The following is a 15,908-nucleotide window of genomic DNA, read 5'->3' on the forward strand; positions in this document are numbered from 1 at the left end:
CACGCGGGGGCAGCGATGTGGGCACAACTCATCGGCACGGGTCTGGGCGGGCTGCTGGTGCTGGCCACGAACTTCGTGGTCGCCCGCCAGCAGCATTCCTTCGAGCACAGGAAGATGCAGCTGGAGCTGAAGGAGCGGCTGCGCGGCGAGAAGTTCAAGCTCATCGAGGAGTTCTGGCGCACGGCCCGCGTTCTGGAGGGCTGGGCGGTCACGCTTCAGGAACAGCACGGAACGCGACCCCGGCAGGGACAGGCCTGGGACGACTTCTGGAACGTGCACGTCCTTCTGGAGTCCGTGATGAGTGACGAGAACTGCGTCCACCTGAACGCTTTCGCCGACCGGTTGCGGCGTGCCGTGCGCAACGACAACCAGGACGAGCCGGTGTGGGCCTATCTCAAGCCCAGCAGGATCGAGTTGCGCCACGCCTTCCGCCGCGAGCTGGAGATCTACGTGGCCTGACCGGCCTGACCGGCCGCCGCGCACCGACGGGCCAGCTGCGTGAAGGCCTCGGTGAGTTCGGACGGCCGGACCTCGGTGATGCCCGCGCCGAATCCGGCGAAGGCGGCAGCGAGGCTGTTCCACGACCAGGAGCCGAGGGTGAGCCGGCAGCGGCCAGGGCCACCGGCGTCTTCCAGCACCCCGTCGCGGATGTACGGGGCCAGGGTGGCGGCGTCCACGTCGAGCACGACGGTTCCGGTGCACGGCCAGGCCCCGGTGCTGTCGCCGGAGCCGCGGAACCGGCTGATGACGAAGGCGCTCACGTCGTCCCCCGGTAGCGGGCGGGGCGTGAACCGGGGGCCGTTCGGGGTGCGCAGGCTGATCCGGTCGGCGCGGAAGGTGCGCCAGTCCTGGCGTTCCAGGTCGTAGGCGACCAGGTACCAGCGGCCGTCCCAGGTGATCACGTGGTGGGGTTCGGCCCGGCGGGCGGGACGCCCGGGGTCGCCGGTGCCGTAGTCGAACCGGAGCACCTCGCGGGCCGCGACGGCGGCGCTGAGCGCGAGCAGCACGTCGGCGTCGACCGACGCCGGCGGCTGCGTGCTGGGCCGCTCGACCGCGGTGATCCGCACGGCGTCGATGCGGTGACGTAGCCGGGTGGGCATCACCTGCCGGATCGTGTTCAGCGCCTGGAGGGCGGGTTCGGCCAGTCCGTGGCCCGGGCCGGTGGCGGCCACCTGGAGCGCGACGGTGAGGGCCACGGCCTGGTCGTCGTCGAACAGCAGGGGCGGCAGGTCGGTGCCGGCGCCGAGCCGGTAGCCGCCGTCGGGTCCCTTGGCGGCGCCGATCGGGTACCCGAGCTCACGCAGCCGGTCGACGTCGCGGCGCACCGTGCGCAGGCTGACGTCGAGACGGTCGGCCAGCAGGGTGCCCGGCCAGTCGCGGCGGGTCTGCAACAGCGACAGCAGGGCCAGCAGCCGGGCGGAGGTTTTCGGCACGACGTCCATGATGCCCGCAGTAGGTGACACATCCTGGCACCTACCCCTGCGAGGGTCTTCCCGTCAGCCGGAAAGACGAGTGAGCAGGAGAGACATCATGGGCGTCACCACCACCGTGCACCTGAACTTCCAGGACCAGGCCCGCGAGGCGCTGGAGTTCTACCGGTCCGTGTTCGGCGGGCAGGTCGTCGCGTTCACCTACGGCCAGAGCCAGAACGTCGAGCACCCGGCCGACACCGACCGCGTGGTCTGGGGCGAGGTGCGCACCCCGAACGGTTTCCACGTGATGGCCTACGACGTGCGCGAGAGCCAGAGCTACGACGCCGGCGACCGGCCGTTCTACGTGTCGGTGCGCGGCGACGACGCCGAGGAGATCACCGGTTACTGGAAGAGCCTGTGCGAGGGCGCCACGATCCTGACCGACCTCGGGCCGTCCGGCTGGTCACCGCTGTACGGCATGCTCAAGGACCGCTTCGGCGTCACCTGGGTGCTCGACATCGCCGCCTTCTGATCACCCGTAGCCACCACCAGGAAGGGACACGACCGTGACAGCACCTCTCAGCATGCGGGCGCTGGGCCGCGCCACCCTGGCCCGGCAGCACCTGCTCGCCCGCACCGGCGCACCGGTGCTGGACACGGTCGCCCACCTGGGCGGGCTCCAGGCCCAGGAACCCCAGGAGCCCTTCGTTGGCCTCTGGTCACGCCTCGAAAGATTCGCCCCGGCCGAGCTTTCCGGGCTTCTCGAAGAGCGCCGGGTGGTCCGGATGCACCTGATGCGGCGCACCGTGCACCTGATGACCGCGCAGGACGCCCACTCCTGGCGCCCCCGGCACCACGCGCTGCTGCGGCAGAAGATCCTCGGGGTGTACAAGAACGACCTGTCGGGCGTCGATCTCGACCAGCTCACGGCCCGGGCCCAACAGCTCATGGACGACGAAACCCCCCGTTCCCTCGGCGACGTCGGCCGCGAGATGGCCCGGTTCTGGCCGGGAACCAGTCCGCGGGCGCTGGGCGAGGCGGTCGTGGCCGCGCTCGTGCCGATGGTCCAGATTCCCCCGCGAGGCGTCTGGCGCAGCACGGGCGGGGCGCTGTACCGGCCCCTGGACGCCTGGATCGGTGAGGAGGTCCAGGCGGGCGCGGACCAGCACGACCACGACCTGATCCGGCGCTACCTGGGCGCTTTCGGCCCGGCCTCCAGCGCCGACCTGCGGGCCTGGTGCGGTCTGGCCGGACTGCCCGCCTCGCTCGCGACGCTGCGCGAGGAGCTCGTCGAACTGCGCGACGAGCGCGGGCGCCGCCTGCTCGACCTGCCCGGCGCACCCCTGCCCGACCCGGAAACCCCGGCACCCGTGCGGTTTCTGCCGTCGTTCGACAACGCTGTGCTCGGCTACCACGAACGCAGCCGCATCATCGACGACGAGTACCGCCCGCTGTCGGTGACCGGCGCCCGGTTCGTCCTCGTCGACGGCCGGGCCTGCGCCACCTGGACCACAGGCAAGAGCGGCGGACAGGTCGTCGTCCACCCCTTGAGGCCCTTCACCCGCGCGGAGAACACCGAAATCGCCGACGAGGCTGAACGACTCAGCACCTTCCTCGCCACCGCCTGAGACCCGGCCGGAGGACGCCGTGACCGCAGCGGGACTCAGCCGTTGTGGTCCGGGTCCGAGCCGATGCGCCCGCCGCGGTCCAGCTCAGCGATCGCCGCCAGGTCGTCGGCGTCCAGGGCGAAGTCGAACACGTCGGCGTTGTCGCGAATCCGGCTGGGTGTGACCGACTTCGGGATCACCACGAGGCCGTTGTCCAGGTGCCAGCGGATCACCACCTGGGCCGGGCTCTTGCCGTGCCTGGCCGCGATCTTCTCCAGCACCGGATCGGTCAGGACCTGGTTCTGCGCCAGCGGGCTCCACGACTCGGTCACCACCGACAGCCGCTCGTGCTCGGCCCGCATCGGCCGCTGCTGGAAGTAGGGGTGCAGCTCGATCTGGTTGAGCACCGGGGTGACACCGGTCTCGGCGACCAGCCGGTCCAGGTGGGCGCCGGTGAAGTTGGAGACGCCGATCGAGCGCACCAGGCCCTGCTCGCGCAGCGCGATGAACGTCTGCCAGGTCTCGACGTACAGGTTCTGCGCCGGGCACGGCCAGTGGATCAGCAGCAGGTCCAGGTGGTCCAGACCGAGCCGCTCCAGGCTCTTCTCCGCGGCCACCCGGGCGGCGTCGGCGCCCTGGTCGCCGTTCCACACCTTGGTGGTGACGAAGACCTCGTCCCGTGCCACGCCGGACTCGCGCAGCCCGGCGCCCACCGCTTCCTCGTTCTCGTAGGCGGCCGCGGTGTCCACGTGCCGGTAGCCGGCCTGGAGCGCCTCCCGCACCGCCGCCGTGGCCTGCTCCGGCCGGGCCTGCCACACGCCCAGACCGAGCTGGGGGATGCTGTTGCCGTCGTGGAAGGTGATCCGGGTGGGCTGATTTGTCACGAAAACTCCCTTGCTGGTGCGGCGATCGCGTTCAGCCGACACCCTAGGCGGCGATGTCGCAGCCGCCAGCCCAGGATCACCGCCGCGCCCACCGGGATCTCCAGGCCGAACGTGAAGAAGCGGTACAGCAGCGCCCCCGCGAGCGCCGGCCCGGGCTCCGCGCCGGCCGCCGTCAGGCAGGTCAGCAGCGTCAGCTCGGCGGCCCCGGCGCCGCCCGGGGTCAGCGGCACCGTGGTGACCAGCCGCTCGATCCCGACCACGGCCAGCACCAGCAGGAACGGCTCGTGCACGGCCAGGCCGATCAGGCACAGGTGCAGCAGCACGCCCAGCAGCAGCATGTACCCGAGACCGTTGAGCACCAGCCGGCCCCACGAGGCCCGCAGGGCCTGACCGATGTCCTCCCGCAGAGCCGCCACCAGCGTCCCCACCCGACCGCGGTGACGACCACGGGCGAGCAGCCCGCACACCAGCAGCAGGGCCACCGCCACCCCGGCGCTGACCAGCACCGGACCGCGCGCGAGCGCCACCTGCGGGCCGTAGGCCAGGAACCCGCCCAGGCAGGCCACCCCGAACAGCACCCGCAGCAGCACGGTGCTGATCTGGTTCAGGGTGAAGTAGCTGGTGGTGGCGCGGGCGCTGAACCCCCACGAGCGGATCATCGCGGCACTCACCCCGAAACTCAGGGCGCCGCCCAGGGGCAGGCTGTTGGCCACCGCGCTGCCGGCCAGGCACAATCCCAGCGCCCGGCCCGGACTCAGCCCCGGCAGGCACGCCGTCACCTGCCCGGCCCGGGCGCAGTGCCCGGCCCACCACAGCACGGTCAGCACCGGCAGCCAGGCCGGTTCCAGGCCGAGCACGGCGTGCCCGGCCGCGGACCAGCCCGCTCCCAGGGCCGTCACGGCGCGCACGACCAGCCAGATCATCATCGGCACCGACAGCACCAGCACAGCGGTGCGCGCATGCGCGTTCATGCGGTCATGATGGGTAGCCGCCGGCGAACACAGCGCCACGCCGGCGGCTTCCCCCGCGCGAACATCAGGCGAACGTGACCGGCTCAGCCACCCATCAGGCGGGTCACCTGGTCCACGGTCAGCGGGTGGTCGATGATCTCGGGCGGGATCGACAGCAGCACCTCGCCGCGCGGTCCCGACGACAGCACCACGCCGTCGAAGCGGGCCGGCGAACCCGGTGCCAGCGACGTCACCCAGGCGCCGAGCCAGGGTAAGGGAATGGTGCCGTGCAGGATCTCGGCGTACCAGAACTCGACCAGGTCGGGCTCTTTCACCCGCGCCAGCACCTGGGTGCGCTCGCCGTGCACGGTGACGACGGCGATCCGGACGCTCAGCACGGCGCCCGTCCGGTGTTCTCGTGATGGACCATGGTCATCGCTCCTCCCCGTCCGGAGCCTGTTCCCTCGGGCACCACCGCTCGCCGGGACGACGACACCGATGCCTGTACTCAGATCACCGTGCGTTCGCCGGTTTGTCCAGGGCGGAGCGGGATGTGTGCCGTGTCCCATACGCCGGGTTCACAGCTGGTTCACAACTGGTTCCGACACCGGGCACCGTCCCACTGGACGGCGGGGTGATCGGTCTAGTCTGGCGGCGTGCAGATCCGCCAGTCGAAAAAGCTGAATCATGTCGCCTACGACGTCCGTGGACCGGTGCTCGCCGAGGCCATGCGGCTGGAGGCCGAGGGCCACCAGATCCTGCGGCTGAACATCGGTAACCCCGCGCCGTTCGGGTTCGAGGCTCCGGAAGACCTGCTGCGCGACATGATCCACCAGCTGCCGCAGGCGCACGGTTACAGCGATGCCAAGGGCATTCTGCCGGCGCGGCGCGCGGTGGTGCAGTACCACCAGGGCAAGGGCGTGACCGGGCTGGACGTGGACGACGTCTGGCTCGGCAACGGCGTGTCCGAGCTGATCAGCATGAGCCTCCAGGCACTGCTGAACGACGGCGACGAGCTGCTGGTGCCCAGTCCTGACTACCCGCTGTGGACGGCGACGACCACGCTGGCCGGGGGCCGGGCCGTGCACTACGTGTGCGACGAGAGCTCCGGCTGGCTGCCCGACCTGGCCGACCTGGAGGCCAAGATCACCGACCGCACCGTCGGCATGGTCATCATCAACCCGAACAACCCGACCGGCGCCGTGTACCCGCAGCAGGTGCTGGAGGGCATGATCGAGATCGCCCGCCGCCACGACCTGATGCTGCTGAGCGACGAGATCTACGACCAGATCCTGTACGACGACGCGCAGCACGTGGCCACCGCGTCACTGGCCCCCGACCTGTTCTGCCTGACCTTCAACGGTCTGTCGAAGGCCTACCGGGTGGCCGGTTTCCGGGCCGGGTGGATGGTGGTGTCGGGGCCGAAGACACAGGCCGCCGACTACCTGGAGGGCCTCCAGATCATGGCCAACCTGCGGCTGTGCGCGAACGTGCCCTCGCAGCACGTGATCGCCACGGCCCTGGGTGACGGCCCGCGCAGCATCACCGATCTGACCCTGCCCGGCGGCCGCCTGATGGAACAGCGCGACGTCACCTGGGAGATGCTCAACCAGATCGACGGGGTGAGCTGCGTGAAGCCGACCGGCGCGCTCTACTGTTTCCCCCGCCTCGACCGCAAGGCGTTCCCGATCGAGGACGACGAGGCCTTCGTGCTCGACCTGCTGCGCGAGCAGAAGGTGATGGTGGTGCACGGGCGTGGCTTCAACTGGGCCGCCCCCGACCACTTCCGGATCGTCACGTTGCCGCACGCGGAGGTGCTGAAAGACGCGATCGGCCGGATCGGCGAGTTCCTCGACAGCCGCCGGCAGCGCTGACCGAAAACCTTTGAGGACGACGCGAGCGCGAGTCTTCTCGCCCGGGTGCTGATTGGTACCCGGGCGAGGGGCCCGGGCCGTTGGGGCCGGGCACCGGGACATCCTTTTGATGTTTGACACCACCCAGACGCTCAGGGTGGTGTCAAAAATGACAGGGCTCCCCCGGTGCCGGCTTCGCCCTCCTCCCGGCCAGGTCCGGAACCGGCTGTGTGCCCCGTCACCAAGATTTTTCCGACCCGAACCCGGTTCTCCCGCATCTCACTTTCTGTACGGCGCACCGACCGGAGCGCCTCATCGCAGTCGTGACGAACGCAAGGGAGTGGACATGGCAAGGCTCAGGAGTGTGGCGGCAGCAGGAATCCTGGTGACGGGTGCGCTGGTCACCTCGGCCTGCGGGTCCGACTCGGCCTCGGCCTCGGCGGGCCGTCTGGAACCCGCGGGATCGACGGCGACCACCACCACGACGCCCGCGACCAGCTCGGCGACCGGGACGCAGGACGCCGCGGAGACCGAGGTCGAGCCCGCGGACGACGAGACGACGACGAAACCGGCCGACGACGGGGACAGTTCGTCGTCCACGCTCCCCTCCAGCGGCAAGGGCGTGACGATCGTGCCCGCCGACGGTTTCGAGGGCGGCCTGACCCTGGAGGACGAAGGGCTGTCGATGACGGACGACGACAGCGGCCGTCAGCTCTTCACCTTCAAGGAACTGGCCAACGACCTGTACCAGGTGAAGGCCACGGACAGCTCGGGCGAGCTGGCCCCGCTGTGCTGGCGGGCACCGGACGCCGACGAGATCGGCCCCTCCCCCATCGTCGCCGGCCAGTGCGACGCCGACAGCGAGAAGCAGCAGTTCCGGATCTACCAGGTCGGCGACCAGGGCTGGGTGATCAGCCGGACCGGTGCGGGCAACATCGTGCTGGGCAGCAACGGCCTGGAGTACGACGACAGCAGGTCGACGAAGTGGCGCATCAACAGCTGACATCCACGGGTGCCGGCTGACACGGGTCCGGGTGGTACGGGTCCGGGTAGTACGGGTCCGGGTGGCACGGGTCCGGGTGGCACGCCGCCCGGCCCCGCACCCGCGTCCGGTCAGCCCGTGCCGATCCGTCGCACCATTCGCTGGTTCCGTACCGGAGTCGGCCCGGGCTGCCCGGAAGGCGGCCATTTTGTCGGACCCCGTAGCTATGGTCGGGTTCATGGACGAGGTGGGGTTCTGGCGAGTCGTCTCCGAGACCGGCGGTTCAGCGCGGGCGGTGGGGCTGGAGCGGTTGGGGTGGGCGCTGCGGCGCCTTCCGGCCGGTGAGGTCGAGCAGTTCGCGTTGCTGCTGGTGGGCAAGATGTATGCCCTCGACACCACGGCACATTTCGAGGCGCCGGTGTTCGGCGCCGATCATGGTGAGCCGGTCGATCCGGAACCCGTCGACGCGGAGCTGTTCGTGAACGTGCGGCTGGCCGTGGTGCTGGCGGGCCGGCAGACCTACGACGAGGTGCTGGCCGATCCCACGGCCCTGTCCCGGCGGGCCTGGCCCGAGCTGTTCGCGGCGCACGGTCTGCTGCACCGTGTCGAGCAGGTGTGCGCCGAGCGCGGCGTGGCGGGCGGCATGCCCGGCCTCGACCTGGCACAGACCGGCTCCAACCCGCTGTTCGCCCCGGAGTTGTTGCTGCCCGGGGGTTTCGATCCGCCGTCGAACCCGTGGCTGGGCCTGACCTGCCGGCCGGACCAGGCCGCGTTCGGCCGTTCCCTGCCCGGGCCCCGCGCCCAGTTGCAGTTCACCCTGCTGCTCGACGCGGTGCTCGACCAGCTCGCGGCGGTCGACGGGTTCCGGGAGTTGTTCGCGGCCCACGGTTTTCGGGCGGTGCTCCTGACGCTGGAGCTGGGGCCCGCCGGCTGGCCGCCGGCCACCGGCTTCCGCGACGACGGCGACCGGCTGCACGTCGACCTGCACCGTCCCTTCCCGCTGCACGAGCCGACGCCGCACCAGATCACCGACTGGGCCCGGCAGGTGCTGACCGAGGCACTCGACCTGGCGGCCCGGCATCTGAACCGATCTGGGGGAACCAGGCAGGAAGGGCCCGGCCACGGCGCACCGGAACACGACGAACCGGACCAGAGCGACTCGGAGCGTGGGGGCGAAAGTACCCGCGGGCAGGGGCATCGCACCTGGCGCGGGCGCCTCTGAACCCGGGCGCGCATGGTCCGGGCCCGTGTCACCTCTCGGCCCGTGTCACCTCTCGGCCCAGCCGCTCCCCCGGCCCGTGCCACCCCTCGGCCCAGCCCACCCCCAAGCCAACGCCCGCGTCGGCTCAGCCGGCCAGCCGGCGCATGAAGTCGTCGAGCTGTGCCAGCTGCCGCTGCGCCGTGGCCACGGTCGGGGCGAGGGTGGCCTCGATCTGGAGTCCCATGAGCATCGACACCAGCTCGTCCGCCACGGTGATCAGGTCGAGGTGCGCGGGCAGGTCACCGTCGGACCTGGCCTCGTTCAGGTGGGCGACCATCTCGGTGCGCCAGCCCGCGGTGATCCCGGCGTACAGCGTGGCCTTGTCCGGCGAGTTCAGGGCCTGCTGCCAGAAGTTGATGGCCAGCCGGGCCTCCGCCAGCCGCTCGGCGTCCAGCGGCATGATCTCCAGGCACAGCGTGCGCAGACCGCCCAGGCCGTGCCGGTCCGGGTCGGCGCGGTCGGCACGGCGGTTGGTGGCGGCCACGATGTGCTCGAAGGCGGCCGTCAGGGCGGCCTCCTTGCTCGGGAAGTAGTAGCGCAGCGCCCCGTTCGAGGCCCCCGACACCTCGGCGATGCGCCGCGTGGTGACCGCCTGGATCCCCTCGTCGGCGATCAGCCGCCAGACCACCTCGACGATCTCCCGCCGCCGCACGTCATGGTCCACGATCTTCGGCACTGCCCGAGCCTTTCCCTGTCGCAAACGTCCGGTCCCAGCCTACGGGCCGGGCGGACGCGGCGAGGGGCGGGAGCTCGTTCAGAAGGCGATGAAACATCCCAGGACGGCCAGGAGCAGACCGGTCACGGCGATGACCCGGCCGGCGATGCCGAGGTACTGGGCGAGTGCCCCCAGGGCGATGCACAGCAGGCCGACCATCAGGGTCGCCAGTCCTGCGTATCTTCTCGGGGTCATCGCCGCATCGTAACCAGCCTGACCGGCGCCGGCTCAGTCACCGCACCCGTCCGCCGCAGCGCGGGCCCGCACGTGCAGGTGGCCCCGCACTGCACGGCGAAACTGATCCGCTCCCCGCTCCGCGAGCCACGCCACTGCCGGCACCCGCCCGTCAGACGCCCGCCGTCACCAGTTCGTCGATCGCCCCGGCCGGACCGGTGCGGGTGAACCACTCCACGCCGTAGGCCGACCGCAGGTCGTCCTGCTGGAGGTGGGCCGGGTCGATCTGGCTGGAATGTGCCTGGAGCGCGGCCAGTTTGGCGGCGAAGTCGGCGGTCCCGGCCTGGTAGTGCGTGACGATGCGGGAGGCCGGCAGCCCGACCGGCACGCTCGGCAGGCCGGCCCGGCCGGCCGCGTCGTTGGCCCCGAGCACCAGGTGCCGCACGGCCCGGTCGCGCAGCCCCTCGGCGTCCACCGTGGCCTCGTAGTAGGTGAGTTCCGGCCTGCTGCGGGCCACTTCGGCGACCGAGCGGTGCACCGCGACGTGGTCGGGGTGCGGGTAGATGCCGCCCTCGTCGTAGCCGACCAGGGTGTCGGCGCCGGCGCGGGCCACGATCGCACCGATCTGGCTCGCCACCGTGGCGACGGGCTGGCGGGCCAGGGCGTGGTCGGGCTGAACACCGCCCAGACCGGAGTCGGCCCAGCCGAGGGTGACCAGCTCGTGCACGCCGAGCACCTCGGCGGCACGCTCCAGCTCGCGGGCACGCACGCTGCCGACGTGACGGCCCTCGCCGGCCAGGTCCTGACCGGCCTGGCCGTCGGTGGCCACGACCAGGGTGACCCGGGCACCGCCCCGGGCCAGGGCGTGCATCACGGCGCCGGTGAAGATCGTCTCGTCGTCCGGATGGGCGTGGACGAATACGACAGAACGAGTGGGAGCAGGGGAAACGGGCAGGACGGACATGCGCGGGAACTCCGGTGGCAAGAAACGGTCGGTGGGGGCGGGGGTCAGCCCCGACAACAGCTCGCCGGGCAGCTTGCCGGGCAGCTTGCCGGGCAGCTCGCCGGGCAGCTCGCCGGGCAGCAGGAGATCACCATGGTCGTCGTCGCAGGCAGCATGAGGAACCCCCGTCCGATCACAAGGAACCGCTTCAGAATTCTCGACAAGATTACTCGACTTACCGCCCACAAGGCCAGGCGAGAACACCCGATCGGCCGCCGAACGTGGTTTACCTCGATGTAACAGCGCGAAATCTTTTTTTGTACATCTGTTGATTTACCGTGATGCCACAGCCGCCCGAGACCGTCAGGTCGCGCACCACACCACCGGCCGGACCAGCTCACGAAGGAAACCCGCTGTGAACCAGACATCTTCAGCACCCGCACGGCACCCCCTCGCCCCGGTCACCGAGTCCGAGATCCACGCGGTCCGGCAGATCGTCGCCGAGGCCGGAAAGCTCAGCGACAGCACCCGGTTCGCCTACATCGGCCTGCACGAGCCGGCCAAGGCCGAGGTCGCGGCGCACCGCGACGGCGACGTCGTGACCCGCGTCTTCCGGGCCCTGCTGCTCGACCTGGCCACCCAGGCGTCCTCCGACCTTCTCGTGAATGTCACCACCGGACAGATGGTTTCGGACACCGAGCTGGACCCGTCCGCGACCGGTCAGCTGCCGGTGCTGGACGAGGAGTTCGAGCTGGTCGAGCAGTTGCTGAGTAAGGACGAGCGCTGGCTCGCCGCGATCGCCGAGCGCGGCCTCGACATCACCCGGGTGCGCGTGGCGCCGCTGTCGGCCGGGGTGTACGCCGACGAGTACCCGGACGAGGCCGGCCGACGCGTGCTGCGCGGCCTGGGCTTCTACCAGGAGCACGAGAAGGACTCCGCCTGGGCGCACCCGATCGACGGGCTGGTGGCCTACGTCGACACCATGAACCACGTCGTCGACCAGGTCATCGACTACGGGATCGTGCCGCTGCCGGCCGAGTCGGGCAACTACGACGACCCGGCGGTCAGCGGGCCGATGCGCACCACCCAGAAGCCCCTGCTGATCACCCAGCCCGAGGGCTCGAGCCTGGACATCGACGACGACAACCTGCTCACCTGGGAAAAGTGGTCGCTCCGCGTGGGTTTCGACGCCCGTGAGGGCCTGGCCCTGCACCAGCTGGCATTCGACGGCCGGCCGATCATGCACCGCGCCTCGATCGCCGAGATGGTGGTGCCCTACGCCGACCCCTCGCCGGTGCGGTCCTGGCAGAACTACTTCGACACCGGTGAGTACCTGGTCGGGCGGTACGCCAACGCCCTGGAGCTGGGCTGCGACTGCCTGGGCGAGATCACCTACCTGGACGCGGTGATCGCCGACGAGAAGGGCGAGCCGAAGCGGCTGCGCAACGCGATCTGCATCCACGAGGAGGACTTCGGCATCCTCTGGAAGCACTCCGACCTGTGGACCGGATCGCACGAGACCCGGCGCCAGCGGCGGCTGGTCGTGTCGTTCTTCACCACGATCGGCAACTACGACTACGGTTTCTACTGGTACCTCTACCTCGACGGCACCATCGAGTTCGAGGCCAAGGCCACCGGCATCGTGTTCACCAGCGCCCACCCGGGCGGCGACTACCCCTACGCCACCGAGATCGCGCCCGGCCTGGGCGCTCCCTACCACCAGCACCTGTTCAGCGCCCGGCTCGACATGACGGTGGACGGCGAGAAGAACCGGGTGGAGGAGATCGACGTGGTCCGCGTGCCGAAGGGCCCGGACAACCCGCGCGGCAACGCCTTCGGCACCTCCAGCACCGTGCTGACATCCGAGGCCGTGGCCCGCCGCGACGCCGACCCGTCGAAGAACCGGGTGTGGCACATCAGCAACCCGGACCGGCTCAACCGGCTGGGCCGCCCGGTCTCCTACGCCCTGATCCCCGAGGGCCTGCCCACCCTGCTGGCCGACCCGGACTCCTCGGTCGCACACCGTGCCGCGTTCGCCACCAACCACCTCTGGGTCACCCAGTACCACCCCGACGAGCGTTATCCCGCAGGCGATTTCGTCAACCAGCACCCGGGCGACGCCGGCCTGCCCGCGTTCGTCGCGAACGACCGCCCGCTCGACGGCGAGGACCTGGTGGTCTGGCACACCTTCGGCCTGACCCACACCCCGCGCCCCGAGGACTGGCCGATCATGCCGGTCGACTACAGCGGCTTCAAGCTCAAGCCGGTCGGCTTCTTCGACCGCAACCCCACCCTCGACGTGCCGCCGTCCGCGTCCGCCCACTGCTCCACCGACACCAGCACCGGATCGGGAGCCTGCCATGACTGAGACGAGCACCGGCACCGAACGGCTGAGCGGCACCCTGGGCGCCGGCTCCATCGTGTTCATGGTGGTCGCCGCCGCCGCGCCGCTCACCGTGATCGCCGGCAGCGTGCCGCTGGGCATCGCCCTGGGCAACGGCACCGGCTACCCCGCCATGTACGCCGTCGCCGCGGTCATCCTGGCCCTGTTCGCCGTCGGGTTCGTCGCGATGGCCCGGCACGTGCCGCAGGCCGGGGCGTTCTACTCCTACGTGGAGCAGGGGCTGGGCCGCGGCGCCGGGCTCGGCGCGGCCTTCCTGGCCCTGCTCACCTACACCGCCGTGCAGGGCGCTGTGTACGGCTATCTCGGCTTCGCCCTCAACGAGCTGCTGGTCTCCTACGGCGTGCCGTCACTGCCCTGGTGGCTGTGGACGCTGGTGGCCATCGCCGTCACCGGCCTGCTCGGCTACCGGCACATCGACCTGTCCGGAAAAGTGCTGGGACTGCTGCTGATCGCCGAGATCGGCATCGTGCTGGCCCTCGACGCCGTGGTCGTCGCGCAGGGCGGCAGCGACACCGAGGGCCTGTCCGGCGGGGCCCTGCACCTGGACTCGATCACCTCCGGCGCCCCGGGCATCGGCCTGATGTTCGCCATCGCCGGGTTCATCGGTTTCGAGGCCACCGCCGTGTTCCGCGACGAGGCCCGCGACCCCGACCGCACCGTCCCCCGCGCCACCTACATCGCGCTGGCCGTGATCGGCGTGTTCTACTCGGTGTCGGCCTGGGCCGTGATCAGCGCCTGGGGCGACAACGGCGCCCTGGCCGAGGCCGCCGCCGACCCGGGCACCATGGTCCCGGTGACCGCCGAGCAGTACCTCGGCGGCGCGGCCGGGCACGTCGTTCAGGCCCTGCTGGTCACCAGCCTGTTCGCCAGCGTGCTGTCGTTCCACAACGTGCTCTCGCGCTACCTGTTCGCGCTGGGCAGGTCCGCGGTGCTGCCCGGTGTGCTGGGCCGCAGCCACCCCCGCCACCACTCGCCGCACCTCGGCTCGGTGGCCCAGACCCTCAGCGCCGCCGTGCTTCTGGTGATCTGCGCGGCGGCCGGGCTGGACCCGGTGGCCGAGGTGTTCGCCTGGCTGTCCGGTGCGGCGACCGCCGGCATCCTGCTGCTCATGCTGATGACCAGCATCGCCGTGCTGCTGTACTTCCACACCAGCCGCGTCGACACCCGGCTCTGGAACACCCGGATCGCCCCGGCCCTGGGCCTGCTCGGGATCGCCGGCTGCCTGGTGATCACCGTGCGGAACCTGCCGCTGCTGGTCGGTGGGTCGCAGACGCTGGCCCTGGTGCTCGACGCCCTGCTGGTGCTCTCGGTGGTGGCCGGTTTCGCCCTGGCCGCGGCCCGGCCCGCCGCCGGAACGGCCCTGCTGCCCGAGCAGGCGGGCTGAGATCATGACCACGGCGACGTTCTCGGCACCACGCACCATGGCACCGCTCGTGGGCACCCGGCTGGTCGCGGCGCTCGCCGCGGCCGGCGGGGCCGCCCACCTGGCCACCCTGACGGCGCCGTTCGGGTTCCACGCCGGGTTCTTCGCCGCCATGGCTCTCGGATGTCTCGGCTGCGCGGCCCATCTCGCGCGCAGCGGATCGCCCCGGGCCCTGGTGACGGCGGCGGTCATGGCCGCGGCCATGCTGGTGCTGCACCTGGGCTACCTGCTGGCCACCGCTCCGGCCTTCGCCGGGGTGGAGCACGTGCACGGCGGCGCGGTCGTCGTCACCGCCTCGGCAACATCACATTCCGGCCATCACGACCTGTCGTGGGCCACCCTCGTGCCGTTGCTGCCCGAACTCGCGGTGCTGGCCCTGACCGGCCCGCTCCTGCGACGCGGCCGCACGGCCTCCCTGCCCTGAAAAGCCTTTCCAACCATGGACGACGGTGAGCTCCGGCCGGGGCTCACCGTCGTCCATCATTTTGCCGGTCGTCACCAGCTGCGGGCCGCCCAGGTGGCCGAGACGATGCCCGGCACGAAAAGGCACAGGAGAAGGGCCCATCCGCCGGTGAGCCGGCGATCCGGGTTCCTCGGGGCCGGCACGAACGGGGTGGGGCCGCTCAGCAGCAGGAACAGCGGAACGGCCACGGGCGAGACGAACATCCAGGCCCAGAACCAGGCCCAGCGGGTCGCCCGCCAGGCATGCCGGTCGATGACGATCCGCAGCAGCACCACCAGGTTCACCACCAGCAGGGCCAGCCCCAGCCCTGAGGGCAGGTGCCGGAAGCCGAGAATGCTGCTCTCGGAGGAGCGGTCCCACTCCGTGTTCACCGTCAGGTCCGGATAGGTCCGGCGCAGGTAGTCCGCGAGATCACGCTCACCGGAGAGGACCGGCCCGCTGGAGGTGCTGCCGGAACCGTCCTCGTCGGTGGTCACCCTGACGTCGTCCTGCCGGGTGATCCCCCAGCCGCCCTCCCAGACCACGGTCTGGAGAACGGAACCGGTCTCGTTCCTCAGCAGCCCTTCGCCGCGCACGGTGACCGAGCTGATCTTCCCCTCCGCCAGATCGTTCTGGAGATTCCCGAACCGGCCCTGCCGCTCCCCCAGCAGGACCGCGAACACCACGAGCACGACATAGACAATGAAAAGGGCCCAACGCACCCAGTCCGCCGCCTGTTTCGACGATCGGTGCGGGCGCTGCGGTTCGGTGACGATCACGTGCACAGGGACGCCGCACGGTCACCGGGCGTTGCGGGACCGCCGCGAGGGGAACATCACTCCCCCGTGCCCCGAACGA

17 protein-coding genes are annotated in these 15,908 nt (G+C 70.9%); 9 read left to right on the forward strand and 8 right to left on the reverse strand.

What is annotated here, in order from left to right; translation table 11 throughout:
• The first annotated feature begins 15 nt into the window (after positions 1 to 15).
• Entirely contained in the window at positions 16 to 459 is a 444-nt protein-coding gene (locus tag KIH74_RS13380) for a hypothetical protein (RefSeq protein WP_214156223.1), read from the forward strand.
• Here the strand turns inward: KIH74_RS13380 and KIH74_RS13385 are convergent.
• Entirely contained in the window at positions 447 to 1,433 is a 987-nt protein-coding gene (locus tag KIH74_RS13385) for a helix-turn-helix transcriptional regulator (RefSeq protein WP_308113762.1), read from the reverse strand. The genes KIH74_RS13380 and KIH74_RS13385 overlap by 13 nt on opposite strands.
• A gap of 97 nt (positions 1,434 to 1,530) precedes the next feature.
• On the opposite strand from KIH74_RS13385, the gene KIH74_RS13390 reads away from it, so the two are divergent.
• Both KIH74_RS13390 and KIH74_RS13395 read left to right on the forward strand, forming a co-directional pair.
• The gene (locus KIH74_RS13390) at positions 1,531 to 1,944 is read left to right on the forward strand and encodes a VOC family protein (RefSeq protein WP_214156225.1); all 414 of its coding nucleotides are present in this window, start codon (positions 1,531 to 1,533) and stop codon (positions 1,942 to 1,944) included.
• A gap of 52 nt (positions 1,945 to 1,996) precedes the next feature.
• Complete coding sequence (locus KIH74_RS13395; RefSeq protein WP_246572372.1) at positions 1,997 to 3,040, forward strand: winged helix DNA-binding domain-containing protein; 1,044 nt, start codon at positions 1,997 to 1,999, stop codon at positions 3,038 to 3,040.
• Between the two features lie 35 nt (positions 3,041 to 3,075).
• On the opposite strand, the gene KIH74_RS13400 is transcribed toward KIH74_RS13395, so the two are convergent.
• The 3 genes from KIH74_RS13400 to KIH74_RS13410 all read right to left on the reverse strand — a co-directional run bounded on the left by KIH74_RS13400 (position 3,076) and on the right by KIH74_RS13410 (position 5,251).
• Entirely contained in the window at positions 3,076 to 3,903 is an 828-nt protein-coding gene (locus KIH74_RS13400) for an aldo/keto reductase (RefSeq protein WP_214156227.1), read from the reverse strand.
• On the reverse strand, positions 3,900 to 4,874 hold the full coding sequence (locus tag KIH74_RS13405) for a lysylphosphatidylglycerol synthase transmembrane domain-containing protein (RefSeq protein ID WP_214156228.1): 975 nt from the start codon (positions 4,872 to 4,874) through the stop codon (positions 3,900 to 3,902). The genes KIH74_RS13400 and KIH74_RS13405 overlap by 4 nt, the downstream gene beginning before the upstream one ends.
• 83 nt (positions 4,875 to 4,957) lie before the next feature.
• The gene (locus KIH74_RS13410) at positions 4,958 to 5,251 is read right to left on the reverse strand and encodes a hypothetical protein (protein ID WP_214156229.1); all 294 of its coding nucleotides are present in this window, start codon (positions 5,249 to 5,251) and stop codon (positions 4,958 to 4,960) included.
• Positions 5,252 to 5,509: 258 nt separating this feature from the next.
• On the opposite strand from KIH74_RS13410, the gene KIH74_RS13415 reads away from it, so the two are divergent.
• The 3 genes from KIH74_RS13415 to KIH74_RS13425 all read left to right on the forward strand — a co-directional run bounded on the left by KIH74_RS13415 (position 5,510) and on the right by KIH74_RS13425 (position 8,910).
• Positions 5,510 to 6,727 carry a pyridoxal phosphate-dependent aminotransferase gene (locus KIH74_RS13415; RefSeq protein ID WP_308113763.1) on the forward strand — a complete coding sequence of 406 codons (1,218 nt, stop codon included), beginning with the start codon at positions 5,510 to 5,512 and terminating at the stop codon, positions 6,725 to 6,727.
• Positions 6,728 to 7,052: 325 nt separating this feature from the next.
• Positions 7,053 to 7,709 (forward strand): hypothetical protein, encoded by a 657-nt coding sequence (locus KIH74_RS13420; RefSeq protein ID WP_214156230.1) that lies wholly within the window; start codon positions 7,053 to 7,055, stop codon positions 7,707 to 7,709.
• Positions 7,710 to 7,926: 217 nt separating this feature from the next.
• Complete coding sequence (locus tag KIH74_RS13425; RefSeq protein WP_214156231.1) at positions 7,927 to 8,910, forward strand: DUF4240 domain-containing protein; 984 nt, start codon at positions 7,927 to 7,929, stop codon at positions 8,908 to 8,910.
• A 124-nt stretch (positions 8,911 to 9,034) separates the two neighbouring features.
• On the opposite strand, the gene KIH74_RS37680 is transcribed toward KIH74_RS13425, so the two are convergent.
• The 3 genes from KIH74_RS37680 to KIH74_RS13440 all read right to left on the reverse strand — a co-directional run bounded on the left by KIH74_RS37680 (position 9,035) and on the right by KIH74_RS13440 (position 11,027).
• Positions 9,035 to 9,625 (reverse strand): TetR/AcrR family transcriptional regulator, encoded by a 591-nt coding sequence (locus tag KIH74_RS37680; protein ID WP_214156232.1) that lies wholly within the window; start codon positions 9,623 to 9,625, stop codon positions 9,035 to 9,037.
• Between the two features lie 78 nt (positions 9,626 to 9,703).
• On the reverse strand, positions 9,704 to 9,859 hold the full coding sequence (locus tag KIH74_RS13435) for a hypothetical protein (RefSeq protein WP_214156233.1): 156 nt from the start codon (positions 9,857 to 9,859) through the stop codon (positions 9,704 to 9,706).
• Between the two features lie 151 nt (positions 9,860 to 10,010).
• Entirely contained in the window at positions 10,011 to 11,027 is a 1,017-nt protein-coding gene (locus KIH74_RS13440) for a PIG-L deacetylase family protein (protein ID WP_214156234.1), read from the reverse strand.
• A gap of 169 nt (positions 11,028 to 11,196) precedes the next feature.
• On the opposite strand from KIH74_RS13440, the gene KIH74_RS13445 reads away from it, so the two are divergent.
• From KIH74_RS13445 to KIH74_RS13455, 3 genes are read left to right on the forward strand one after another with little or no spacing between them, the layout of a single operon-like run.
• The gene (locus tag KIH74_RS13445; RefSeq protein WP_214156235.1) at positions 11,197 to 13,149 is read left to right on the forward strand and encodes a primary-amine oxidase; all 1,953 of its coding nucleotides are present in this window, start codon (positions 11,197 to 11,199) and stop codon (positions 13,147 to 13,149) included.
• The gene (locus KIH74_RS13450) at positions 13,142 to 14,569 is read left to right on the forward strand and encodes an APC family permease (protein WP_214156236.1); all 1,428 of its coding nucleotides are present in this window, start codon (positions 13,142 to 13,144) and stop codon (positions 14,567 to 14,569) included. The genes KIH74_RS13445 and KIH74_RS13450 overlap by 8 nt, the downstream gene beginning before the upstream one ends.
• A 4-nt stretch (positions 14,570 to 14,573) precedes the next feature.
• The gene (locus tag KIH74_RS13455; RefSeq protein WP_214156237.1) at positions 14,574 to 15,032 is read left to right on the forward strand and encodes a hypothetical protein; all 459 of its coding nucleotides are present in this window, start codon (positions 14,574 to 14,576) and stop codon (positions 15,030 to 15,032) included.
• 71 nt (positions 15,033 to 15,103) lie between these two features.
• Here KIH74_RS13455 and KIH74_RS13460 read toward each other — a convergent pair whose 3' ends face one another.
• On the reverse strand, positions 15,104 to 15,742 hold the full coding sequence (locus KIH74_RS13460; RefSeq protein WP_214156238.1) for a hypothetical protein: 639 nt from the start codon (positions 15,740 to 15,742) through the stop codon (positions 15,104 to 15,106).
• Between the last annotated feature and the right edge of the window lie 166 nt (positions 15,743 to 15,908).

Source organism: Kineosporia corallincola, from assembly GCF_018499875.1.
GTDB lineage: Bacteria > Actinomycetota > Actinomycetes > Actinomycetales > Kineosporiaceae > Kineosporia > Kineosporia corallincola.